General features: G+C 69.0%; 21 protein-coding genes. 10 read left to right on the forward strand and 11 right to left on the reverse strand.

What is annotated here, in order from left to right; all coding sequences use genetic code 11:
- Positions 1-3: 3 nt before the first annotated feature.
- From QCD66_RS35750 to QCD66_RS35760, 3 genes are all read right to left on the reverse strand, one after another.
- Entirely contained in the window at positions 4-498 is a 495-nt protein-coding gene (locus QCD66_RS35750; protein WP_375733979.1) for a hypothetical protein, read from the reverse strand.
- 126 nt (positions 499-624) lie between these two features.
- A complete protein-coding gene (locus QCD66_RS35755) occupies positions 625-1977 on the reverse strand; it encodes a hypothetical protein (RefSeq protein ID WP_375733978.1) in 1353 nt (450 codons plus the stop codon).
- A complete protein-coding gene (locus QCD66_RS35760; protein ID WP_375733977.1) occupies positions 1974-4805 on the reverse strand; it encodes a BTAD domain-containing putative transcriptional regulator in 2832 nt (943 codons plus the stop codon). The genes QCD66_RS35755 and QCD66_RS35760 overlap by 4 nt, the downstream gene beginning before the upstream one ends.
- A 933-nt stretch (positions 4806-5738) precedes the next feature.
- Between QCD66_RS35760 and QCD66_RS35765 the strand changes: the two genes are divergently transcribed.
- The 3 genes from QCD66_RS35765 to QCD66_RS35775 all read left to right on the forward strand — a co-directional run bounded on the left by QCD66_RS35765 (position 5739) and on the right by QCD66_RS35775 (position 9449).
- Positions 5739-7541 (forward strand): RICIN domain-containing protein, encoded by a 1803-nt coding sequence (locus QCD66_RS35765; RefSeq protein WP_375733976.1) that lies wholly within the window; start codon positions 5739-5741, stop codon positions 7539-7541.
- Positions 7538-8842, forward strand: coding sequence for a hypothetical protein (locus QCD66_RS35770; protein WP_407566954.1), 1305 nt, complete (start codon positions 7538-7540; stop codon positions 8840-8842). Before QCD66_RS35765 ends, QCD66_RS35770 begins: the two co-directional genes overlap by 4 nt.
- 61 nt (positions 8843-8903) lie before the next feature.
- The gene (locus QCD66_RS35775; protein WP_407566955.1) at positions 8904-9449 is read left to right on the forward strand and encodes a hypothetical protein; all 546 of its coding nucleotides are present in this window, start codon (positions 8904-8906) and stop codon (positions 9447-9449) included.
- A gap of 200 nt (positions 9450-9649) precedes the next feature.
- Here QCD66_RS35775 and QCD66_RS35780 read toward each other — a convergent pair whose 3' ends face one another.
- Together QCD66_RS35780 and QCD66_RS35785 are read right to left on the reverse strand one after the other, a co-directional pair.
- Complete coding sequence (locus QCD66_RS35780; RefSeq protein WP_375733974.1) at positions 9650-11626, reverse strand: BTAD domain-containing putative transcriptional regulator; 1977 nt, start codon at positions 11624-11626, stop codon at positions 9650-9652.
- Positions 11627-11833: 207 nt separating this feature from the next.
- Positions 11834-13699 (reverse strand): Hsp70 family protein, encoded by a 1866-nt coding sequence (locus QCD66_RS35785; RefSeq protein WP_375733973.1) that lies wholly within the window; start codon positions 13697-13699, stop codon positions 11834-11836.
- A gap of 77 nt (positions 13700-13776) precedes the next feature.
- Between QCD66_RS35785 and QCD66_RS35790 the strand changes: the two genes are divergently transcribed.
- From QCD66_RS35790 to QCD66_RS35810, 5 genes are all read left to right on the forward strand, one after another.
- Positions 13777-14421, forward strand: coding sequence for a UvrD-helicase domain-containing protein (locus QCD66_RS35790; protein WP_375733972.1), 645 nt, complete (start codon positions 13777-13779; stop codon positions 14419-14421).
- 341 nt (positions 14422-14762) lie between these two features.
- Entirely contained in the window at positions 14763-15083 is a 321-nt protein-coding gene (locus QCD66_RS35795) for a hypothetical protein (RefSeq protein WP_375733971.1), read from the forward strand.
- A gap of 382 nt (positions 15084-15465) precedes the next feature.
- Positions 15466-15993 (forward strand): DUF6244 family protein, encoded by a 528-nt coding sequence (locus tag QCD66_RS35800; protein ID WP_375733970.1) that lies wholly within the window; start codon positions 15466-15468, stop codon positions 15991-15993.
- Between the two features lie 59 nt (positions 15994-16052).
- On the forward strand, positions 16053-16493 hold the full coding sequence (locus tag QCD66_RS35805; protein ID WP_375733969.1) for a DddA-like double-stranded DNA deaminase toxin: 441 nt from the start codon (positions 16053-16055) through the stop codon (positions 16491-16493).
- A complete protein-coding gene (locus QCD66_RS35810) occupies positions 16490-16900 on the forward strand; it encodes an Imm1 family immunity protein (RefSeq protein WP_375733968.1) in 411 nt (136 codons plus the stop codon). Before QCD66_RS35805 ends, QCD66_RS35810 begins: the two co-directional genes overlap by 4 nt.
- A 63-nt stretch (positions 16901-16963) precedes the next feature.
- Here QCD66_RS35810 and QCD66_RS35815 read toward each other — a convergent pair whose 3' ends face one another.
- The 5 genes from QCD66_RS35815 to QCD66_RS35835 form a co-directional block, all read right to left on the reverse strand.
- Positions 16964-17827, reverse strand: coding sequence for a helix-turn-helix domain-containing protein (locus QCD66_RS35815; protein WP_375733967.1), 864 nt, complete (start codon positions 17825-17827; stop codon positions 16964-16966).
- Positions 17828-18222: 395 nt separating this feature from the next.
- Positions 18223-18588 carry a hypothetical protein gene (locus QCD66_RS35820; RefSeq protein ID WP_375733966.1) on the reverse strand — a complete coding sequence of 122 codons (366 nt, stop codon included), beginning with the start codon at positions 18586-18588 and terminating at the stop codon, positions 18223-18225.
- Between the two features lie 305 nt (positions 18589-18893).
- The gene (locus QCD66_RS35825; protein ID WP_375733965.1) at positions 18894-19703 is read right to left on the reverse strand and encodes a class I SAM-dependent methyltransferase; all 810 of its coding nucleotides are present in this window, start codon (positions 19701-19703) and stop codon (positions 18894-18896) included.
- Between the two features lie 93 nt (positions 19704-19796).
- A complete protein-coding gene (locus tag QCD66_RS35830) occupies positions 19797-20807 on the reverse strand; it encodes an ABC transporter substrate-binding protein (RefSeq protein WP_375733964.1) in 1011 nt (336 codons plus the stop codon).
- Between the two features lie 98 nt (positions 20808-20905).
- Positions 20906-21730, reverse strand: coding sequence for an SAM-dependent methyltransferase (locus tag QCD66_RS35835; protein ID WP_375733963.1), 825 nt, complete (start codon positions 21728-21730; stop codon positions 20906-20908).
- A gap of 658 nt (positions 21731-22388) precedes the next feature.
- Here QCD66_RS35835 and QCD66_RS35840 point away from each other — a divergent pair.
- The gene (locus QCD66_RS35840; RefSeq protein ID WP_375734022.1) at positions 22389-23138 is read left to right on the forward strand and encodes a multiprotein-bridging factor 1 family protein; all 750 of its coding nucleotides are present in this window, start codon (positions 22389-22391) and stop codon (positions 23136-23138) included.
- Between the two features lie 14 nt (positions 23139-23152).
- Positions 23153-23623, forward strand: coding sequence for an NUDIX hydrolase (locus QCD66_RS35845; RefSeq protein WP_375733962.1), 471 nt, complete (start codon positions 23153-23155; stop codon positions 23621-23623).
- Here the strand turns inward: QCD66_RS35845 and QCD66_RS35850 are convergent.
- The gene (locus QCD66_RS35850) at positions 23611-24165 is read right to left on the reverse strand and encodes an HD domain-containing protein (protein WP_375733961.1); all 555 of its coding nucleotides are present in this window, start codon (positions 24163-24165) and stop codon (positions 23611-23613) included. The two genes, QCD66_RS35845 and QCD66_RS35850, sit on opposite strands and share 13 nt — an antisense overlap.
- Positions 24166-24394 lie beyond the last annotated feature (229 nt).

Raw genomic sequence — 24394 nt, forward strand, 5'->3', positions numbered from 1 at the left:
AATTCAGTCGAACGTGATGCGCTCGGCAGTGGGAGGGATCCACGGGCTCGGCTCTGAGGCCCAGCCGTGGTCGTACCGCCCTACAGCTTCGATGAACTCCGTTGGTGGCCGGTAGGAATGAGCGGTGACGTAGTGCCAAATGAGTGAGGGTGCGGCGAACATCCGGCCCGGCCCGGCCGGCACCCTGATCTCCGTGTGTCCAAGCAAGATCGCGCCGCTCGCATGGCCCACCGAGAGCATCGACCCGTCCGAGCGCGCCGGGCAAAACTGGCACCGATGGTATCCGCGCATCGTGTTGATGCGCGGGACCACGATGATGTCTAGCAGCGCGCCGGCGAACCAGGTCGGCGTAGGACCTTGCTCGAACGCGCGCGAGGCATCGAGCCAACCGACGTTGATCCGGTCGTATCCGGGCCGAAGTTGAAGCCACCCCCAGTCCATTTCGATGGTGTCGACGTCGGTGTAGCTGTAGGCGCTCAGGTCTTCGAAGTAGGCCACCTGGAGTTGGTACCAGAACTGCCGGCTGCTGCTCTCGCCGGCTCGACGGCAACTATCCACTGATGACTCTGTTGTGGACGCGCCAGTCAGCGTCGGAACTCCCGGTCAACCGTCGCCGAATGCGTGCTACCGGCCTCGTGCCCGTGGTACTCCGGGCTTTCGTGGGTAGTCCGGGGGAAGGTGCCGGTAGACCGATCGCAGGGACTTGCCGATCCGGCCGGCGATCACCTCGAGGTCCATCTCCGGGTCCACGCCGAGCCAGTAGGCGACAGCCTCCGCCGTCTCGGTCGGTGCCCGTGGATCGTCGCGCTCCGGCCCGACGACGGCGGGGCCGCCGTCGTGGCGGTCATCGTCTCTTGTCATGTCGTCGGCCGGGACGGCCTCCGCCGCACCTTGCAGGCCCCCGTCGAGGTCCGGTGTGCTGTCGGACGGCGGGGGAACCCATGCCGACTCCGGCGCGAAGATCGTGCCCCGCCCGGCGGTGTCCCGCGCGTTGATGACGATCGCCTCCGACGTCGCCGCCCAGACCGATCGTGGCGAGTGATCGACGGAGGTCGTCTTCTCCGTACGGTCGTGTCGTGCTCGGTTCGGCCTCAGCCCGTCCGTGTTGTTCCCGATGATTCGCTGTGGGGTGAGGTCTGTGGAGATGAGCGCGGTGAGGCCGTCGTAGTCTGCGGTGGCGGCCAGCCGCGTGGCGATCTCGTCGAGGTCGTAGACCTGTACCGCGATGTCCGCCATCGTCGGGTCGACCGTCTTCCTGATCTTTCGGCGCAGGACCTTGGCGATGGCAGCGTCGCGGCGTTCGCGGTGAATTGCGGTGCGGGCGGCGGTGAGGGACTCGTACAGGTCGAGGCCATCGGCCTTGGCCAGCGTGCGTGCCCGTGAGGTGATGACGGGGTGGCGGAGCCAGTGTCCGAGCATCTCGTAGGCCGGTGGTGTTGGTGGGAGGTCGCCGGTGGCGCGTAGCCGGTCGCGTCGCTGGTTGCCGGCGTGCATCACCCATACGGCGTAGCCGAGCGCGGACATGAAGGAGAAGAAGCCGCCGTGCAGGTGGTCGGGGTGTGCGGCCCAGTTGAACGCGACGGCCGCAGCGGCGATCGCGGCGGAGAGCAGCCGTGAGGCGAGGGCGCGTTCGCCGAGGCGGCGGCGTACGTCGGCGTTGACCATGACGACCACGCCGCCGAGTTCCAGGGCGGCGACGGCCGGGACCGCGACGAGCAGTGGGATGTCCAGGGTCTGAACGGCGCCGGTGACCTGCCCGACGAGGGCGACCAGCAGCACCAGGACGTAGAAGCCCTGGCGCAGTCGGGCCGCGTGCCGGACGGCCTTGGCAAGGTCGGCGTCGAGGTCGCCGTGTGCGGACACGGTGTGCGGTGACCGGTGCACCAACGCCCGCCGCCGGCCGTCGCCCTGGCTGGTTGCGGCGTCGTCCGCTGGTCGCCGTTTCGCGGTGTCGGGGCCGGTGATCGTGGTGCTCATGCCCGCCCCCGCCGCTGTGGGGCTCCGCCGTTCCGCCGGCCCACGCCCCGGTGTTGTCGCACGCTGGCGGTGAGCTGGTCTGCCAGGGCGGTGGTGTCGGGGCTGGGTTCGGCGTCGATCTCTTGTAGGCGGCGTGCCAGGGTCTGGTGTAGGGCTCGGATCTGGTCGGGCTGTCCGAGGGCGGCGTGGGCGTGCATCGCCTGCTGGTAGAGCGGTTCGGCGTACGGGTCGTGGACGATCGCGGCCTCCACGACGGCGAGGGCTTCGGCCGGGTCGGTCAGGGCGGCGGCGAGGGCGAGGTGGGCGTCGCGGGCCTGCCTACGGATGGCTTCGCGATACGCCTCGATCCACTCGTAGTCGAAGCCGTCGGCGAGCCCGCCGTCGTAGGCGTCGACGGCGCGTCGCAGGGCGGTGATGCGGTCGAGGTCGTTGGTGGCCCGTTCGGCGTCGCGTATCGCGTCGCGCATGCGCCACAGGTCGATGTCGAAGGCATGCGGGTTGAGGGCGTAGCGGTGGCTTGGGTGGGTGAGGTAGGTGTCGGGGCCGCCGGTGAGTTTGAGGGTCTTGCGTAGGGCGGATACGTAGGTGTGCAGGCGGTGTGGGGCCTTGGCTGCGGGGGCCTCGGGGAGCAGGTCGTCGAGGATCGCGTCCTGGGTGGCCTCGCCGTCGTGGACGGCGAGGTAGACGAGCAGTTCGAGGGACTTGGCCCGCAGCGGGATCGTGGTGTCGACGTCGACGATGCGCGCGGCTCCGAGAACCTGCACCCGGACCCGGCCTCCGACGTCCGCCACCTGGCCCGCCGCGTCGTTTGGCGGCCGGGCCTCGGTGGTCACGCGTCCGCCGGTAGCGGCTGATTCGACGATCGCCCGCGCGTTGCCATCCTGGCTCTGCTGGGGTTCCCGTTCGCCGGAGTGGAGACTCCTGTCTGTGGCATGGGTGCCGCTGTCTGGGCGGGTGGGAGAGGGATCGGCGGCCTTTTCGTCGTTGTGGCCCTGGCCAGGGCCGGGTCCACCGGTCGAGACGGCGGCCGACTCCGTGGTGGTGGCGCTGCCGGCGGGCGCCTGCCCGTCATCCGATTCCGCGAGGAGCTGGAGCAGGTCGGTGACGGCGGCCGTGTCGACGACAGGCAGCCACCCACCGTGGGAGGTGTCCGGTTCGTCGGCCGCCGTGGGGCTGGTGGCGCCGTCGGGTGCCACGGTGACGGTCGGGGTTTCAGGCCAGACACCGAGGAGTAGGCCTCGGATGTCGAGGTGGTGGCCCTGGGTGAGCAGGACCGTGAGGCGGGCATGGTCCCGGGCGGCGGTGGCGGCGTCGGCGATGAGCAGCAGGGACGGCAGCGGTTCGACGTCAGTGACGGTGTTTCGTAGGTCGGTGATGGTGTCGGCGTCGTGGTCGGCGAGGATCCGGCTGCGGTGCAGGATCTCCTGCTCGAGCAGGGCGAGGGCGTCCGGCAAGCCGCCGGTGACGGTCAGGCCGGGAACGGTGCCGGTGTGATCGGTGCCGCCGGTCAAGGCGGCCAGGGTGTGGCCGTCAACGACGACGTGGCCATGGACGTCGGGTTCGTCTTGCTGCTCGTTGGTCAGGGCGTCGGCCAGGATGCCGCGTGCCGCCGCGAGGGCGCCGGGGCCGGTGACCGCAAGCCCATGAGCCGGCCACGGGCGCGCCCGCCAGTCGAGGTACGCAGGGCCGGGTACGGCGCTGGCGCGGGTGGCACCGGCTGGCCGGCTGTCCTGCTCGGGATCGTCGAAGCCGTCGGTCGTTGCGACGTCGTCGGCCTGGGTGTCGGGTGTGCTGGTCTGGTCGAGCAGGGCGCGTTGGATGTCGGTCACGACGGGAGGCAGTCCTGCGAGGTCGGCTTCGTCGAGGGGTGTGCCGGGCGGCGGTGGCGGCTTCCCGTCGTGGCGTCGGCGGCGGGCCACTGTCAGGGCGGCCGCGGCCATGATCGCGGTCGCGACGCCGATACCGATCCAGCCGCCGGGCAGCGACACCCCCGGCGGGCACTCCTCACCCTGGCCGCCGGCCAGATCTTGTCCGTCGGCGGACGGGGCGTGGGTGGTGGGCCCGCTGGTCTGCGGTGCGGCCGGCGCAACGGGGCCGCCGTCCGCCGTGGTGGGCGGGGACTGGTCCTCGGTCGGGGCCGGTGGCGGCTGCTGGCTGGGCGGGACGGTCGGGGCTTCTGGTGGGGTGGGCAGGGTCAGGACCCAGCCGGGCCGTAGGTGGTATCCGCCCCGTAGCGGGTACTGGTCGGCGTTCAGCCGGTAGATCTCGCGCCAGCGGGTCGGGTCGTCCAGGCGGGTATCGGCGATCTTCCACAGGGTGTCGCCGCGCCGCACGGTCACCTGCCCGGACTCGGCCGTCGTACCGGCCTGTCCGGTCCTGGTCGTGGCGGGGCCGTCGGCGACGGTGGTTGGTCGGGTCTCGCGGGCCTGGTCGGGGTGGTTGTCGGTGACGGCGACCGGCGTAGTGGGGTGGGCGAGGGCGGGGCTGGCGGAGCTGACCGCAGCCGCGCCGAGCAGCGCGGCCGCCAAGCCCTGCACCGGTGCGGGCAGGCGCACCCGGGCCAGCCAGCGACGCCGCGACGACAACCTCGTCGTGACACGGGCGACGGCCACCGCCACCACCAAAGCCCAGAGCAGCCACCCGACGGCGGCCAGACAGCCGCCGACGAAACCGGGCGTGAGCGGCTCGGAGACCCAGGCGACCAGCGCCTGCCTGTCGGGCACATCTCCAGGGGTGGGTAGGCCGGCCAGGCGAACCAGGAGCACTGGTACCCCGGCCAGGAACAGCATGATCCATGCGGCTCCCCACACAGCCCGCGCCACCCGCATCGTCGACTCCTCCGCACCGTCTGCAACTGCGGCTGGCCCGGTGAACCCCTTTCGACGGGCACGAGGGCATGGACGATCACCCGGGCCGGCCGTGATGATCGGGCCGGCTCGGGATCGCCAGTGTGTGCCAGGGGATGAGAGGTTCGACCGGACCAATCCGGTCGAGATCGACGCTAGGACGGATCGGGCCGGTAGGGCAGGGGAACGGACCTTACACGACCTAACAGGACCTGACACGACCTTACAAACCGACCTTGACCTGCGACTTCTTCAGCAGCCTCCATTTGGCCGCCGGTCGACATGCCTGGTCGGCAACTCGAGAACGCTCCGCCAGTCCAGGGCATCGCCGTCCTCCCGCAGGTAGGCCTCGACGATGCGGTCGGCGAAGCCTCCCCCGATGCCGAAGATGAGGTGCGGCAGAGTTCACCCACATTCTCCGCGCGAGTGCCACGCCTCGACCGCCTCGTCAACGGCGCCCACCAGCATCCTCGGCACCCCGACTGACGCCGGGCAACTCATCGCCCGCACCCACCTCGCTCGGCAACACCTGACCGGATGCCGGAAGGCCGGCACCGCCTGGGCCGCCCGCATCGGTCAGGCCCAGCGCACGGCAGTTGGTGCGCTGGTAAGCGGTGAGGTCTGGCGCGACGGACTGATGATGGGCACACCCTCGCTCAGCACGATCTTCCGGCCGAGCCGTCGACCCTACAGAGGCTGACCACTGACGACGGGGTAGGCAGTCAACCTGTTTCGATATGAGGTTACTCACGACCAAACGGACAGACATCCAATGATCTAGATGGAACCATGAGCTCACCGCCGTAACACAGAGAGATGATTCGGGCACTCTTCGCCATCATCCTCTGTGTTTCGCGCTGTCTACCCGGAGCCGACCAGGCTCCGGAACAGTCGCAACGGAGAGGAGTCCATGACGTGCGTAACTCCAGAGGACGGTTGGCGTATTCACTCGCCGCCGTAGTCACGCTGGGCAGTGGCTTCTGGATAGCGGAACCTGCGAGGGCGGCGACGCCGCCACCTGAGCCGGTCGCAATCGGCCAGGCAGTACAGGGCGATCTGAATGTGCTCGCCACCGACGCTGACGCCGCGGGCACGCAGGTACGTGTTCGAACCTTCCAGTCCGGACTTCCGGCTGCGGTGAAGGCACAACGGTGGTCATTCGAGGTCGTCACCGGTGGCACCAGCCCGGTCTACCGGATCAAGCACCTGTCGTCGGGACGGTGCCTGGAGAAGTCCACGGCGAGCGGCGACGTCGTTGGCGCCTCTGTCATCATCGCCGACTGCAACAGCACGAACGAGCAACGCTGGACCATCGGGGGCAACCAGGTATTCCCGACCGGCGGTTTCGAGCTCAAGAGCATGCGTGATGGCCGGTGCATCGACATCCTGACCCGCACCAACGGCGAACCCTTGTCAATGTGGGGATGCGGGCTGTATAGCACGCAGATGTGGCGGACCCGCATCGGTCCGGCCGAGTGCCCCAGCCGCACGGTAATCGGTCTCTGCGTGGACCTTCCCAGCCCGGTCTCGGGAGTCATGGCCAGCTGGCGGCAGCAGCCGGCCACCCTCAACGCCCAGGCCACGGAGCCGCAGCACAACAGGCTCGACAACATGGTCGCGTGGAATCCGATCGACAGCTCCGGCGGCGACCCGTGCTGCGACAGCGTCGAGATGGGATGGCGCGCCCAGTTCGATCCAGACCTGGGCCGGACCGACTACACCGCGTACTGGCTCGAGCAGGGCGGCATCGTTCAGGAGTACCACGCCATCATCGCTCCCGACTCACAGCTCGCCAACGGGCAGATGCACACCTGGATGAGCCTGGGAACGTCCAACGGCCAGTGGGACATCCTCTATGACTTCAACCCCGTGGGAACCACCCACCTGATCACCGGCAGTCGAACCAGAGAAGTCGAGTACGGGCTCCTGCCGCAGTACGACGAAACCACCGCCCTCGCCACGCCCTTCGAGAATCGGGTGCAGGTCATGGACGCCAACAGCCTCTGGCGGCGGCCACGGCTGTCCGAGATCGGCGGCTTCGCCGCCAACGTCTGCGGCCAGCCAGATCCCCTGGCTCTCGCGTTTGGTAACCCGAACACGCCCCCGTGGTGCTTCACCACCTCCCTTGTCCCGCGCGCCGTGGCCAACAGCGTGCCGGAGGTCGACCGGTTCGTCGTAGGCAAGCCCGCGGTCGGAACTCTGGCCGCGCCGGCCACCACCGTCCAACCACAACCTTCCGCGATGCCGGCCTTCCATAACGGCGTCGACCAGCGCGCACTCGCCGCCTGCATGGCCACCGATGCCGCACAATGCATCGACACCGTCCCCGGCCTCGCCGACTGCGTTCACGCGCGCAAGGTCTGCAACGTCACCAGCACCTCCGCTGCGACCATCAGCGGTGAAGGGCGTCCGGTGACAAGCGACAAGGCCCTCGAGTTGGCGCACGGCACCTTGGGTGGACGCACGACCACCGACACCGCACTTGCCCCCGCCCAGGTGACGACCATGACGATCAACGACCTCAGCAGCCGAACGGGTACGTCCGTGCCCGTCGCGGGGACCGAACTGGTCCACGTCGTGACCGGAACTGACACCGTCCCCGGCCTGGGCAGCCGCCCCGGAACGTTCGACGGCTACACCCTGGTCTATCAGGCCTCCACCGGTCGCCTGCTGTACGCGTGTCTCGGCGACGACTGCTCCCGGAAGGAGTTGGCGTGATCCACAGCCGGCGCGGCCTGATCGCCCTTCTGGCGACCACCGCCACAATGATCACCCTTGCTGTTCCCGCCTCCGCGTCCCCTTTTCCCTCCGGAGACGCACCTGCGGCGTGGGTCGTCACCGAATCCGAAGGCGGCACGCCGGTCGCTCCCGACACCGCCCCACAAACGAACAGCAACCCACCGGACCATCACCTCCCCTCCGCCACAACCGCCGCGCTCCTGCCCGAAGACAACTTGAAGCAGGAGTGCCGTACCCACCACGCAACGGCGGCGAGTACCCAGGAAGGATGGATGAAGGACCGGTTCAACCGCTGTTTCATCGGTCACCGGGAAGTCCAACTTCGCTGCCAGGGATGCAGCACCTCCATCGCCAGCGTCGAATTCGACTACACCCTCGTCGGCATAGCACAAAACGGCACCCGCCAGATCGACTTCTACCTGACCTTCGACGACTGGAAGGCGCTGGGCGGCGCCGAACGGGAAACCACTCCCATGCGCGTCACCCTCTCTGGCTGCGGCAGCTTCATCAACTGCAACCCGATCCTCGGTGAACTGACTCAGCCCCTCGGGACCTGGCGCACCACCGGCGGCTTCCACCTCACCATGACCTCGGCAAACGGCACCGGCATCGGCGACGAGTTCATCGCCCGCGCCTTCACCACTATGAGCATGGCCATCACCCCGGCACAGCCGAACATCACGCCATGGATCGATAACGACATGACCAAGGCCGAGGTCCGCTTCGATTCAGCCGGGGCACGTGCCGGCCAGCACAACGGCACGGTTTTCTCAGACTTCATCCCCACCTTCGACCTAGTCAAACTGGCACGTGCGGAGAACGACGAGGACTCCGTTACCGAATCGATTCAGCACATTGACGATGCCCTTCATCGACCCGAGCGAACCTTCCCTTCGTTTCCAGGGAAGAGCGTTCCCGGCAAGTATCGGCCGGAACTCGGCGCCAACCAGCGCCCACTCCACCGGATGGTCGATCCACCAAATCAAACGAGGAACAGAGAGAACGCCAACCTGGTATGCGACGATGTCTGGGGCGAGGACGCCCACGCTCCCAATCTGAACTGCGATGAGTATCCTTTCGCCAGCACATTCGAAGGCGCTTACATGGGCAGCACCGTCTCTACGGGAAACCCCGATGGCTGGCAGACGTGGAACGGATCAGCCCGCATTATCGGTGAGGTGGACAACCAAAGGTCGGGCCAACGTTACCTAAACACCCGATTCTATCAGGCCAACCGAATACTCCACACCGACGCATTCTTCGTCGACATTCAACGCTGACAACTACAGTCGGTGTCCCAGGCGCACGCCTGGGACACCGACTTCCGCATAGGGAGACAACATGCCCGTGGTAGCCGAGAGCGCCATCCTGACCAGCGATGGGCTGTTCTTCGTCCAGGATACGGATTATGAGGCGATGGTCGACGCGGAACTTGCGGCTTTCGACGATGCGCGCGAGCCGGGCCAAGGACGAGGTGGCGGGCGGCTCTTCGGTACTGCCGGAGGAACGCTTCTCGTCCGCTGCGCTGATCAGTCCAGTCACCCGACGGTTCGGGTAGAGATCTGGGGCACCGCCCCAGAGGTCTTCGAAGCCCCTTGGCAATGGCAGGAACCTCGCACCTTGACGTGGACGACCGGACACTTCTGGGTATCCGATGGCGAGGGAGACGCACCGGAACCATTTCGGAACCTTGACGCCGGAGCGGGTGCGGGTATGTACTCCGTACGCCTCGCCCATGATGGCCGAGAGGCGGCACGGGAAGCCATCGTTCGTGCGCGACGTCAAACCAGGCACGCGACGACCGCAGAGTCGGACGCCGCCTGGCATCGAATAATTGGAATCGAACGCTATCTTATCCGCGTCTGGCCGGCAGCGACCACCGTATGACTGAGTTCAGCGAATAGTGGACTGAAATCTAATCAACCTCAGGCCTCGTACGGATCTTGCCGGTATCAGCCACGCCGAAGGGACTCACGCCCGCCCTTCCGCGTGATTGACCTCGCAGACACCTCCGGTCGCCGAACCCGGGCGATCACCAGACGGGACTTTCAAGCTGATCGCGGGCCGTACGGTTGCCGACACGCCACTCAGAGGCTGTCGGATACGTCGGTTCGTGTCTGGCTCGCAACCAGGGACCGCAGGTCGTCGCTGATCGTGAGGCCGACGCTGGCAAGGTGGTCGGCATACGTGTCGATGAGCGTGGGGATGGCGGTGTGCTGGCCGGTGTCGGCCAGGGCTCGGGCGGTGCGGCGGTACAGGTCCTCGTTGAGTGGGTCGACATTGATGGCCTCTTGCAGCAGCACCAGCGCAGTCTGTGGATCGCAGGCGCCGGCCAGGGTGGTGTGGGCGTCGATGACCTCCCGGCGCAGGGCTTCACGGGCGGCGGCCAGCCAGGGCCAGGGCCGTCCCTCCGCGAGTGGTTCGGGTGGCCGGCCGACGATTGCGCCGAGGACCTGCTGTCGGGCGCTGGGCGTCACCGCGCGGGCCGCGGCCTGGAGAGTGCAGCGGAGTTCCCACAGGTCGACGGTGATGTGGTCGGGGTCGAGTCGGTAGAGGTCGCCTTCGCGGGCGATGATGCCCGAGCCGGTCGCGGCGCGCAGCGTCCCTCGCAGGTCGCTGACAGTGGTGTAGAGCCGGGTTGTGGTCACAGCTGAGCGGTGGTGCGGCCAGATCATGCGGGCCATCCGCTCACTGGGCACCCCGTCGGCGTGGACGGCGAGCAGGACCAGGACCTGCCAGGCCGCGCTGCGGCGGACGACCAGTGGCGTGCCGTCGCAGGTGATCTCCAGTCGGCCCAGGACACGTAGCCGCAGCCGGCCGGTCTCGACCGCAGGTGGCGTCGCCGCGGTGGCCGGCGAGGCGGGTCCTCGAACGTCCGAGCTGGTCGGGTATGCCTGCCGGGCCAGGGAAAGCAGGTCCCGCAAGGCGCTGACGCCCAAAACACACAATCGCCGTCCGTCGGTGGTGGTGCCGTCCGCGGCCACCTGCCAGGCACGGCCGTCAGCCGGTGCCTCACCGAGCACGACCACGGTCCACGACGACCCCGGCAAGCCAGCCGACGCCAGACGGTCGGCGATGTCGGAGTCGACCGAGGTGCGGGTGAGCAGGATCAGGCACCGCTTTGCGAGTTCGACAGCCTGGCGGCTGTTGCCTGCCCCCTCTTGTTCGAGGGCTGTGGGGGCGTCGTGAATCGTATCGATGACCCGTAGCGTGTTGGTGTTTTGCCAGGTTCCGGCGGAGCTGGGGTCGGTGTCGAGCAGGGTGGCCAGGTCTGCTGTGGTGGTCATAAGCGTGTGTGGGCCGTCGTGGCTGGCGAGGGCGGCGGCGATGAGCAGGCCGCGGCCCGCGTCGGTGGCTCCGGGACCGGTGAGGTGGAGCAGGCCGGTCGGCAGGTCGCCGAGCCCGGCGACCTCGACATCGAGTGCCGGCTGCCGCGGTTGGTCTTCCGGATCGTCGGTGTCGGTCGGGTCGAGGGCGGCCTGGACGGCGGCGACCGTCGCCGGCAACGGCGCCAGGTCACCGTCGGCCTGGGTGTGGGGGGTGTTGGGGATGTAGTCGCGGCGGCGCCGGAACCATACCAGGGCCGCGGCCGACGCCACCTGTACCGCGAGGGCGTACGGAAGCCAGCCGCCGTCCGGCAACCCCACCCCCACTGAGGCGGCCGGGGAAGGCGGGGACCGGTCGGAGTCGTGGTCGGCGGGCGTCCCAGTCGGGGGTGGTGGATGCGCGGTGGCGGATGGTGCCAGGTCGGCGCTGGCGGCGGTCAGCATCGTGGCCCCGACGAGACCGGTCGCGGTCGCCTGCCATGGTGTCGGCACCGGCACCCGGCGCAGCCACCGCACCGTACGTCGCAGCCGTACCAGCGCATCGGCGACGATCGCGGCGACCAGCAGAAGCCAGATCAGCCAGGCCGCCAGCGCGAACGCTGCCGCGAGCGCCTGTTCGGTCAACGGCTCGGCGATCCACGCCGCCAACTGCTCCTGGTCCGGCCACCGTCGCGGCAGCGGCCAGCCGACCAGCCGCACCAACGCCAGCGGCAGCCCGACCAGCAGCAGCATGAGCATCAGCCCGGCCATTACTTGCCGCGGCCACCGCATCACCTACCCCCACCCGTCATCGGGCGTAAGCCGCCGCAGCCGACCGGTCCCGCCGGATCAGCACCCGGCCTGGCCACCTCACCCCGCCAAAGGCGCCGGCTCGTGTCGCGGCCCGGCACCTGGCACGCTCCGGACCCAGCGGCCACATGTGTCGGGCGGAGGCGCCAGGCCCGGTCACCAGGCATGGTGCTCGGCCCGTATCGGGCTGCGAACCAGGTGCCACAGGCGGCGGAGCCACCACACCGTCACCGCCACCACGTACATGACCGCCAGCACCCCGGTCGCCGGTGCGCTGATGACCGCCGCGCAGAACACCGCCAGCGGCGCCGCCGCCAACAGCCTGGGCAGCCACCCCGACACCACGGCCAGCGCCATCCCCACCCCGAGCAGCAGCCCACCGACCCGGCCGGCCGCGTCGAGGAGCAGCACGAGATCCGGCCACCGCGACGCGGTCATCGAGTACTGCAGCAGCACCATCCCGACCGACGCGGCCAGCACCGACGAGACCGGGAACGCCAGCCAGCCATGCCACCCCGCCGTCGGCGCACGCCCCGACCGGGCCGCCACCAGCGAGCCGACCACCGCCACCACCGCGACCGGTACCACCGGCCACAACGACCACCGCAGGAACGGATTCAACGGCATCCCGAAGAACAACGCCGCACCCACCCCGTACAAGCCCGCGACAGACACCCCCATCACCGCCGCCGCGACCAGCCCCGTCCCGACCCGCACACCCGGCGACCTGGCCGCCGACCCCGACACCGCCAAAGCTGAGGCGAGGACCCCGCCGAGCGACAGGCACGCCAGCAGCGCGACCACCGCCGCCATCGCCAGCTCACCCCAGTTCGCCAGCAGATACGTGTACGGCGACCTCGACGTCCGCGTCCCGTTGAACAACTCCGCCGTCGCCACGAAATGCGTCAACAACCCCAGCGACGCCAACGCCGGCACCGCGCCCGCGACCACCCGCCACACCGACGGCAAGCCCAAACTCTCGCCCGGCGTGCCCGCCGAGCCGACGCCAGGGTGTCCGCGGCTGGCGGGGCCGGTCGGCACCAAGGCTGTGGCGGGTCCGGTCGCGGACGCCGCGCCGACCACCGCCGCCAGCCCCGGCTGCTCCACAGCCGTCGGCGCCAGCCCGGTCCCCTCCGCCACCGCCCGCACCGCCCCCGGCATCACCGCGCCCCCACCGGTACAGAACACCCCCGCCACCTGTGCAGGGTCGACCTCCGCCGCTGCCAGGGCCTCACCAGCCAGGCCACCCGCCCGCCGCAACACCGGCCCGGCCACCGACTCCAGCACCTGACCGGTCACCACCAACGCCGGCAACGGATCCGGCAACACCACCGTCACCACCGACCGCGACGACAACTCCTCCCGCCCCGCCCGCACCGCGGCAAGAACCCCATACCCGCCCGGCTCCGACACATCCGGCAACCCCGGATCGGCCTTACGCAGCCGCTCCAGCAGCAGCTCGTCGACACGGGTCCCGCCTGCGGCCGGGTCGTGCAGGGTCGACAGCACCTCGAAACCGTACGGACCACGCCGCAACACCGTCGCCTCGAACCCGCCACCAAAGTCACACACCAGCAGGAACTCACCCACCAGCACCCGCGCCCCACCCGCCACCAACTGCCCCGCCACAGCGACCGGCGCCTCCACAAGCGACGGCTGCCCCAAGCCCGCCCGATGCGCCGCCTGCCGCAACCACATCCGCCGCCGCGGACCCCACCCCGCCGGCACCACCAACCGCACATCCCCCACCCGCACACCCGCCACCCGCGCCGCCTCATCCCCAACCCGGCGCAGCACCGCCGCGACCAAATCCAGCACCGCGACCTCGACCCCGGCCACCACAGTCGTCTCACCGGTCAGGAGCAGCGGTGAGGCCACAAACCGGGACGGATCTTCGGACGCCCGCTGCCACGCCGCGTCGCCGGTCAACAGGCTGCCGTCCGGTGCAACCCACACCCCGGGCGGCAACACCAGACCGCCGTCGAACCGCAACTGGGTCCAGCCACCACCAGGCCAGGCCACCACCCCAACCGTCGACAAGGTTCCACAGTCGATCGCCAGGCACGCCTCCCCAGGCCCCATACCCACGTTCCTACCCCATGATCCACCCAAACGTCACGCACAAATACACACAGTTACCATCGCAAGGGGACGACATCCTGGCCGCATCGCCAGGTAGCAGCACGACCAGGAGCTCGCAGGAGGGGTCCGGCAGGTCACCGTCTCACCAACGAGCAGTTGCGCGCAGGCGCTCCGGAGGTCGTCACTGCGCTCATCACGTTCATCCGCGAGCAGGTGGGGCTGTGAGCTGGCCCGAGCACCGCGACGAGCCCCGCACGCCAGCGGGTCGCCCGACGGTGTTGATCCCGGCCGCGGACTGGCGGCCCAGCGGCGTCGACGATCTCGAACCGGCCATTTGGAACGCCCTGCGAGACCCCGGAAACACGGCGGTCGTGGCCGGACCGGGGGCCAGCAAGACCGAGTTCCTCGCCCAACGGGCCACCTACCTGCTACAGACGGGCATCTGCCCGTGGCCGCGACGCATCCTGGCGATCTCGTTCAAGCGCGACGCCGCCGCCAACCTCGGCCGAAGGGTCGCCGCCCGGGTCCCCGAGCCCGTCGGCCCGGTCCATGTGGGGACACCTGCTGAGCCACGGCATATGGCAGGGCATCGCCGCGATTCGGGGTATCGATGCACTGGAGCCCCTGCCCCAAGCCGAGAGGTCGGGCAAGGTCTGCGGTGACCTCGGCTCACGGACCGCTGGTGGTCCAGGCCGCTGACACCGACGTTCGTGGGGGACGTGTGACCGTCAACGAGCGCGTTCCGCTGGCGCGGCCGACACGGTGTGACGAGGTGCGGCGGGTACCGGGGCGTACGCCAGTGGAGTTCGGTTCGGCCGGCGAGTTGGCCGAACTGATGGCCAGGTTGCCGGCCGGTACTCCCGTTCGGGTCGCGGACCGTGTCCGGGTTGACCCCTGTCTCGATGAGGGCGTCACCGAGAGTCGCGTCGCCACCGCCGCGATCGCCGTCGCACGCATCGAGGCAGGCACATCGAGAGAGCCTGGCGAGGACCAAACAGACCGGGTGGTCCCAGATGCGGCCGAGGTGCTGCTCGGGACGTACATCGTGGCCGAGGACAAACCGGTGCCGGCTCATACGGTGGCGTATGGGGCGTACGAGCGCGCCTTCGAGGCGCTGCATGCCGGCGAGGTCGGCACCGTGCTGGAGACGCTGCGAGAGCTGGTGCGCGAGGTTGGTTACCTGCTCACCGGCGAGTTCGACTCCGGCGTACCCGACGGGATCAGCGACGACGACCTACGTGGGCGGGTGTGTGTCGAGGGTGAGCGTCTGGTTCAGGCCGCGTTGCGGATCGACGCGCTACGCGAGCAGCTCGGGGATGTCTGAGCGGAGGCTGCCCCGTCGGTCGGATATGCCCTACCCGCAGGTTTCCCGATCACCGGATGCGGCTGCCTGGCGTTTGTGTCCGGCCGGCGCGGAACCCCGCGGGCCTGTTGATGGCCGCGGAGGGCGCTGGCTGCGGCTTGGGTGGGTGCTCCGGTAGCGTCTCGGCCGGCGGCGGGCCAGGCTCACCATCCGCAAACACTGTCCCGCCGCCTTCACCGTCATGGGGTACCACGGGCCGGACCGAACTGGCCGGCCGCCCGTTCATGGCAAGCCGGGTCCGTGCGAACGAGCGCAGATCGATCATCCGGGTCCATAGGTTGGCGCGGTCGGCTGGCAGTCTGGGCCGGTCGCGTTGAGGACGACGGGCGAGCGGGAGGTGGGTGTGTCGCTGGTTGACGGCGTTCAGGCGGGTTTGCGGACGTTGGTCGCTGGTATCGATCGTGCGGGGCAGGAGGCTGCTTCGGCTGATCACGGTGCGCGGCAGGCGGCCGCGCATGCGGTGGCGGTGGGCTTCGTCGGGGTCGCGCAGAACGTGGCCGGGGTCCGCGAGGTGATCGGCCAGATTCGGGCCGGCATCGGCGGCCTGGCCGCCCATACCAGCGAGGCCGCCGCCGCTTTGGCGAATGTCCCGCAGCAGCCGACGCCGCAGGAGGTCATCGCGACGCTCGCGCCAGTGGCCGAGAAGCTGAGCCGTGTCCACGACGGTGTCGGTGGCTGTATCGGCCTGGTCGACCAGGCCAGGCAGATGACCGCGACGGTGCTGCGCGGCGGCGACCCCGGGGCTCTGCTGGCCAGGCTGGACGCGGTCCAGCAGGTCCTGGCCGCGGTCGGCCAGCACGGCACCACGACCAGGCAGCAGGTCGAGGCGGCGATAGCCGAGGCGAGAAAGACCGGTGGCTCGGGAAACTGATCCCGGGTGGCGGCCAGCCGCAACGCCAGCCACCCACACCATCACCCGTACCGCAGGCAGTGTCGGCCGCCGCGGAACTGCTGTCGCGTCGGACCGGCCCGCACGACAAGACCGAGGCCGTGCTCCTCGCCGGCGACACCGTCGTCCACGACCCGGTGTTCGCCGCGGAGTCCGACGGGCGGCTGCGTAGCCGGCAGATCCGCGACGGGAACCTGCCCGCCGCCGGGGTCGGCCTGCGCCCGCCCCTGGCGCAGGCCGTGGTCATGGACCATGCCGAGGCGCAGGCCGCCGCCGTCCTGCGCCGGCCGGGTGCCCCGACCGACGCGACGCTGGTCATCAACAACGCGCCCTGCGACGACCCGAACCTGCCGCTGGTCTGCGAGAAGATACTGGCGAAGATCCTGCCCGCCGGCAGCCGGCTTACCGTCTACCTCACGAACAGCGACCGGACCTGGCTCCACCGGGTCTACACAGGAACCGGGGAAGGAATCCGACGATGACCATCCAGATCAGCTGGGGACGCGGCGCCGGCAGCGCCACCGTCGACAGCGTCACCGGCCTCGACACGGTGCTGGACTCCATCACCCCCACCGGCGGGCTGCCGTACTGCGTCAGCCTCATCGTCCCCGACGGGTCGGACTTCCCACCCATGCTGCAGATCTGCGTCGGCCACCCCGAACGGTCGTTCGCCTACCACGTGGCCGCCGACGGCAGCAGCGGCTGGGCCCACCAACCCGAACTCGACAACGGCCCCGCCTTCACCTTCGACTACGCCGGCACCCCGACCGACGCCTGGCCCGAACGCACCCGGGTCACGCCGGCGGGCGCGCGGGCCGCCGCCCGCGAGTTCCTGGCCAGCGGCGGCGGCCGGCCGTCGAACCTCGCCTGGGACGTCGTCGCCGACTAGGCGGCGACGACGTCGCTGGTGTCCGGACGCCGTTCAGGTCGTGCTCTGGCGGCTGGGACCGGTTCAGGCGTCCCTGGCGGCGATCATGATCATCTTGGCTGATTCGGCGGGGTTGAGGGCGGCGTCGCGGAGTTGTTCGTAGGCGAAGACGAAGCGTTTGCTGTGGGGTGCCTCGACGTAGATGTGGCCGGCGAGGTTGTCGAGGTAGCCGACCTCGGGGTAGGGGTCGGGCATCAGGAACACTTCGAAGGGTCCGAAGGCGCGGGCGGCGATCGTGACGTCGGCGGGTAGGACGCGGATGGTGACGCGTGGGTTGCGGGTCAGGTCGGCGAGGTGCGCGAGCTGGTCGCGCATGAGGCCGGGCTCGGGCGCCGTGGTGTGTAGGACCGCTTCGTCGATGACGATGTCGAGGCTGGTGATGCCTTCGTTGAAGGCGTGTCGGCGGGTGGTGCGGCGTTCGACCTGGCGGGCCTGGTGTTCGGTGGGTTTGCGGGTGCGTTCCCGTAGTTGGATGACGCGGGCGGTGTAGGCGGGGGTCTGGACCAGGTCGGGCAGGATCTGGGTGGCGTAGGCGCAGATGGTCTTGGCGTGTTGTTCGAGCCAGGTGTGGTCGACGTAGCCGCGGTTGAACACCTCGTCGGCGTTGTCGATGTCCCATTCGTTGACGCGCCAGCATTCCTCGGCCAGTTTCAGGATCCGTGACCGGCGGACGGCGTCGTCGACGCCGTAGATGTCGAGCAGGGCCAGGACGTCGTCGCGCTTGAACGGCCATTCGGCGCGTTCGTAGCGGGCGAGTGCGGAGTGGTCGCGTTGCAGGTATTCGGCGGCTCCTTTGAGGGTGATGCCGCGTTCGCGGCGGAGTTGGCGCATGAGGTAGCCGAGCCATTGGGCGCGCAGGGTCTTGCGGACGGGTTCCTTGAACGGCACAGGGAATCTCACCTTTGACGGGGCGGGCTGAAACGGACGGTGGTGGTGAGGCAGGACCTCACGGCCTCGAGGGATCGCAGGGCTCGGTGGTCGCGGGCCGGAACGCTCGGTACAGGCTGGCGCGATGGAGGCGCTGGTTGCCCTGGGACTACGGGCGGGCCGGGACTCGGCCGGCCGGTGGACGCCGTCGCCGGCACACGACCAGTACCCCGAGCACCACCGCCGCGGCGAGCGCCGCGACGGCCACGAGCATCAGGTCGTGGCGCGGGAAAGGCCTGGTTCCGCCGCTTGGTGGTGGGGTTGTGGAAGGTGTCGGCGGCGTTCGGGGGCGGGTGGGGTTGGTCGGCCAGCGCGGCGGCGGCCCTAGGGTCCCTCGTTCGGACCGGGTCCGGCCGTCACCGCTGGCCCTGGGTCGGCCCGGCGGGGTCGTGCGCGTCTGGCGGGCTGTCGCTCGTGGCCTCGGCGGCGGCCGGCGGCGCCGCCGGTGGTAGGCCGGCGACGCGGACGACGAGGCGTCGGATGTCGCTGGGCGGCTGGTCGATGTCGTGGGCGAGGATGCTGACCCATTCCAGGGCGTTGAGCTGCAGGTGGTTATGGCTGGTGTCGATGTCGACGACCCGCACGGTGATAGTGGTGTTGCCGCCGAGGTAGTCGCAGGCGGCGATCGTGACCTCGTCACCGGGGCGGGGCAGGACCACGGCGGGCTGGTGAGACGGGGTGGCTGTTCGTCGGGGCAGTGTGCCGGCGGTTGTGGTGGTCATCTTCGCTTCCTGCTGGGTGTCTGGGTTTCGGGTGGCCGGCGGCGTTGCTGGCGGCCGCCGCCGGCCCACAGATGGGGCCTCCTCGGGCGCCCCTTCGCGCCGAGAAGGCCCCCGGCCCTTCGGGTGGGTGCCGTGCCGTAGCTCACGGCGGGTACGGCACCTCGGTTCCGAGGGGTTCGGGGTTGAGCGGCAGGCGGGCCGATCGGCCCGCCGCCTGTGGTGGGTGCCGGGCCAGGCGCGAGAGTCCGGCACCTACGGCCGGTCTGGGGGAGGGACGGTGGGGCCGTTCTGGGCATGGTGCTGAGTCATGGTCTGCGGCCCCTGACCGAGTAGAGCTGGTGGCCGCGTACGACGAGCCCGGCGTCGGGGCTGATGAGCATGTGTTCGACGCGGGTGAGGTCGGCGTCGGTCAGGCCGGCGTCGCGCAGCCGGTCGCGGTGTTCGGCGATCGCGGTCAGGGCGAGGATCAGCCCTGGGCTGCCGGAGTGCCAGACCGGGGCGTTGATGACCGTGTCGACGTCGTGGAGTCCGGCGCGCCGCATCTGCTGGTGCAGGCGCAGCGACCATTGCGGGTCGGAGCCGGCGGCCTGGAAGACGCGCTGGTTGACCGCACGCTGGTAGGTGGTGAACAGGTCCCGGTCGTCGTCGGTGGCCGCGTCGAGGACGACGGCGTCGGCGGTGGCGTGCCAGTCCTCGACCATTAGGACACCGCCAGGAGCGAGGGCGGCCGCGAGGCTGGCGAGGAGCTGCTCGCGCTGTGGCAGGTGCATGAGGACCAGGCGGGCGTGGATGAGGTCGAACGGGCCGTCGGGAAGCGGATCGGTGGTGATGTCGTGCCGGAGCACGGTCAGCCGCGGGTGCGAACCGATGTGCCGCGGCTTCAGATCCGTCGCGGTGACGGTGCCGGCCGGACCAACCTGAGCGGCCAGCCAGACCGCGATCTCGCTGCCGCCGGCACCGATCTCGAGGCAGCGCTTACCGGCCAGGCCCAGATGCTGCAGCCGGCCGATGGTGAAGTCGTCCAAGGCCCTGGCAAGCGCGGACAGGTGCCGGCGGGCGGACGGCTGGTCGTTGTCGTAGGCGTACCCGTGTGGTGTGACAGTCGCGTCGGTCATGACGAAACACTCCAGATCAGAGGCGGGTGGGCCGGGAGCCGCCGGCCGGAGGCGCCCAGGAAACTCCCGGCCCACCCTGCTGGGAAGGAAAGATCAGGCGGGGACGAACCCGGTCGCGACCACATCCGGGGGCGTCAGACCGGCCGGGATGACCCCGGCGCCCTGCAGGACGGCGATGGCGCGGGCGATCCGTTCCGGGTCGAGGACGCCGGCGCGGGCGTTCGACAGCACATAGGGCTGCATCAGGGCGACCTCCTGCGCGGCGGCCTGCGGGTCGGCGGAGGGTACGTGTTTGTGCAGGATCTGGCCGGCCTCTTCGGGGTGGTCGATTGCGTAGACGAGTCCTTCGAGCAGGGCTTCGCTGAAGCGGCGCACCAGATCCGGATCCTCGTCGATCAACCGGGTCGGGGCGATCAGGGCATTGCCGTACAGGTCGGCGATCACGTCGGAGTACGGCAGCAGGTGCACCGGGCGGCCCTGGGCGGCTTTCTCGACGGTGCCGCGGGCGACGGTGAACTGGCCGATCCCGTCGACCTTGCCGGAGGCGAGGGTGGCCGGGGTCTGCTGTGCGGGCACGTTCAGCCATTGGACGCTCGCGGGGTCGATCCCGGCGAGCTTGGCGTAGGCGGGCCACAGCAGCATCGGCGCACCACCGGGGACGCCGCCGATTCGCTTCCCGACCAGGTCCGCTGGCACGGTGATCCCGGATTCCTGTAGGACGGTGATGGAGTTCAGCGTGCGTTGCTGGATCGCCGCGACCGCCCGCACACCACCCTTGTGATTCCCCTCCCCGAGCATCACCATCACCCCGGACAGGTCGTTCGCGGAGAACTGCGCCTGACCCGCCGCCAACAGCTTCAGATTGTCCGCCGACCCCTGCCCAGGCTTGATCTCAACCTCGATGTTCCGGTCACGGAAGAAGCCCTTCTCCAGGGCCACCCAGGCGTACGCCTCCCGACCGAACGACGCGACCGCGGTCAGATACGTCACCCGATCCACGCCGTCCGGTGCCTTCGCCGGCGTGCCGGTGGTGCAGCCGACGGTGAGAGCCAGCAGGCTAACCACCGCCGCAGCGCCGATCCGGCGCGCGATTCTGATACTCACTTATCCTCCCCAGATGGATAAAACAGGCGCACTGTGGGCGCGCCGATCCACCGGCCAGACCATTCGCGGACTCCAGCCGCCGGCCCGACCGGCGACAGCTACACAGATCCCCGCAGACCCACACCCGCCCAGATCGGCACCGGGCCCAGATCAGCGGACTCCTCAAGGTCTTCCGGCTCCGGCGACCACTGGTCGACCGGCACCACCCCCGGCGACAGCAACTCCCAGCCAGCGAACAAATCCACCACCTGGTCACGGGTACGGAACGTCAACGGCGACCCCGTCGACTCCCGGTACCGCCGCACCACCCCGACCGCCTCCCGCGACATCTGCGCCGGCGTGGTCAGATGCGACACCACCAGGTAACTGCCCGGCACCGTGGCCATCCGAAACCGGCCAAGGATCCCTGCCGGGTCGTCATCGACGAAGTGCAGCACCGCCACCGCGAGAACCCCGACCGGCCGGGAAAGGTCGATCAGCCGCCGGGTCTCGGCAGCCTCGAGGATCGAGCCCACGTCACGGATGTCGGCCTGCACCACCGCCGCCCCATCCACGCCAGCCAACAGATAGCGGCTGTACCCGACAGCCACCGGATCCACATCGACATACACAACCCGACCATCAGGATTCGCGGCATGCACGATCTCGTGCACGTTCCCCACCGTCGGCAAACCCGAACCAAGATCAACAAACTGGTCGATCCCATCGTCCAGCAGGACGCCGACCGCCCGACGAAGAAAAGCTCGGTTCGCGCGTGCATAACGAGCGGCCTGCGGCTCCGCCGCCAGCATCCGATCCGCCAGCCGGCGATCGACCTCGAAGTTCGCCGAGCCGCCAAGCAGCACGTCATAAACGCGAGCGGCGCTTGGATGATCCGCGCCGCCGTCGCCGAAACTCCCGCCGGTAACGCCTGGAGCATTCATACGGCGACCCGCGCGCCTCGAACCGCTGACATCTTGAAGTCCTCCATCAGTTGACCCGGCGATTCAGTAGCGAGTGGAACCACGTCGGACGGCGCCCTGCACCAAGGCGTCACGACAGGCAACGCCGACCGTTCCGGCCGCCGACCGTTGACGCCAGCGGGCGCAGGTGCACGCCCGGTCATCCAGCCGTCGAAGCGTGCCCTTCTCGCCACTTATCGCTGCGAGCACGATGCCGAACGATTTGAGGCCGTCCCATGACCAAGAGTGGGTAACGGTATGCACAGCTCGCATAGCGCCCTTGCGGCTTACGAACTCGGCAAGTCCAGGCGGCACCGGTCGTCGCCGCGATGTGGGGGTAGCCGGACGATGTCGCACACGGCGGCGCCGACCGCTATGGCGCGCCCGCTGCTACTCCTGGTTCACCGATACCTGGCACGACAGCCTCAAGGTCTTCAACGTCAGCCCCCCATGACCGACCCCCCTCGTTGCGAGCGCCTATCGCCGGGCCACTCGCGTCCTCTCCGGACGGCAGTTCTTGTAGTTACAGACTGCGTTGGCCGATCGGGACAACTTCACCTCAGAAGTGGACGACTAGGGACGTCCTCGATAGGGTTAGCCGTCCCTCTGGATGTCCCTAGATGTGTCGATGGAGAGTGTGGTGCCGAACGACCGGCTACGAGACGGACTGCTCAAGCAAGGTCTGACGCCGGCCGCACTCGCCGAAGAACTGGGGGTTGATCCGAAGACGGTCGAGCGGTGGATCACGCAGGACCGGACGCCGTACCCACGCCACAGGCATGCCATCGCGGCTCTACTCAGGGAAGGCGAGTCGTATCTGTGGCCGTCGGCTCTGACCGCCGAGCGTGCCGCGCAGGTCAGCCAGTCGGAGATCGTGCAGGTCTACCCGCGTCGCGGAGCTGTGCCGCAGGAGCTGTGGCAGCGCCTACTCGACGGCGCCAGCCGGCACATCGGGATCCTGGTCTACGCGGGCCTGTTCCTGCCCGAGCAGAATCCGCGGTGGGTGGCGACGCTGCGGGCCAAGGCAGAGGCCGGCGCCCAGGTGGAACTGCTGTTCGGCGACCCGGAGGGCCAGCACGTCGCTCAGCGGGGCGAGGACGAGGGCATCGGGTCGGCCATCGCCAGCAAGGTGCTCAACACCCTGGCCTTCTACAAGGACCTACGAGGACTGGACACCGTCGGCATCTACTTCCACGACACGATCCTCTACAACTCGATCTACCGCTTCGATGACGATCTGTTGGTGAACACCCACCTCTACGGCACGCCGGCCGCGTACGCCCCCGTCCTGCACCTCCGGCGGCTCGGCGGCGGGGAGCTGTTCGACAACTACGTGTCAAGCTTCAACCGTGCGATCTCGCAGGCCCGCGCGGTCTGGCCGGAGGACTGATGGGAAGCTGAGACATGGCACGGACCGAGCACTTCAACAACCCGCAGGCGCCGAAACCGAACAGCATCGTCGTTGCCGTGACCGTCTTCGTCCAGGACGCCGAGGACCGTGTTCTACTCATCCAGCGGACCGACAACGGACTGTGGGCGCTCCCCGGCGGAGCCCAGGACTTCGGCGAATACATCGCCGAGACGGCCGTACGCGAGACCCGCGAAGAGACCGGCATCGAAGTCGAAGTGACCGGGGTCGTGGGCATCTACACCAACCCGAACCATGTGGTGGAGTACAGCGACGGCGAGGTTCGACAGCAGTTCTCGATCTGCCTACGGGCCACGTACATCGCGGGAGAACCGACGATGAGCGACGAGTCCTCCGCCGTCCAGTGGGTTCCACAAGAAGGACTGAACTCTCTTTCGATCCATCCGTCCATGCGCCTCCGTATCGATCACGGGTTCGAACGGCGCCCCGATCCCTACATCGGCTGATTAGCGATACGTTCTTCGGTTCTCTGAATAGAATCGACCAGAGCAGGCTCGGCCCTCTCCCAGAATCGCGTCACCAAATCGTCAGGACCATACCGATTTCGGATTTCGGCAAGCCTGTCTTTGACAGTTAGATCTTGCCCGTCTGGACCTGTCGTCATGTCCGCATACCAGAGCGCGTCCGCCGTCGGCGAGAGTTCGTACGGAAATTCCGTCTTGAGGATACCGCCCAAGCCTCGTTCGTCTGCCTCGTATTGGGCACACGAATGGTGAGCGACTAGGGCGGCGAGCCGCAGATTGTAGCCCGACGCCCTGAGCCACCGTGCGCCGTCAAGGGCGTGGAAGCCAGTGTCCGTGATGGTGGGGGCGTATCCGATGTCGTGTAACCAGGCGGCTGCAACGAGTAGGTCGGCATCTCTCGCGGCGAGTGATCCTAGGTCGGCGGCCTTGCGCGCGACTGCTTGCACGTGGCGCCACCGGTTGGGCATAGCCACGGCGAGATGCTGCTCCGCGACCTGGGCAGCTACGTCTTGCAGTCGACTCACCGCTTGATCGTAAGACTCAGCCGATATCCCTGCCAGAGAACGTCGCCATCGCCGGGATGGCTCTCACTACTGGAGGCATCAGCAGCTTCGATATGCGTCGATCAGGTTAACAAAGGGCGTCAGAAAGCAGGGCTGTTCCCGCAATAGTCGCCGTGGTTCGAAAACCGGGCAGCGTATGGAACACTGGCATCCAGCGAACTGGGGGCGACAAGCGACGTCCGGCGTGGTA

The organism is Polymorphospora sp. A560 (assembly GCF_045781765.1).
In the GTDB taxonomy this organism is placed as follows: Bacteria; Actinomycetota; Actinomycetes; order Mycobacteriales; family Micromonosporaceae; genus Polymorphospora; species Polymorphospora lycopeni.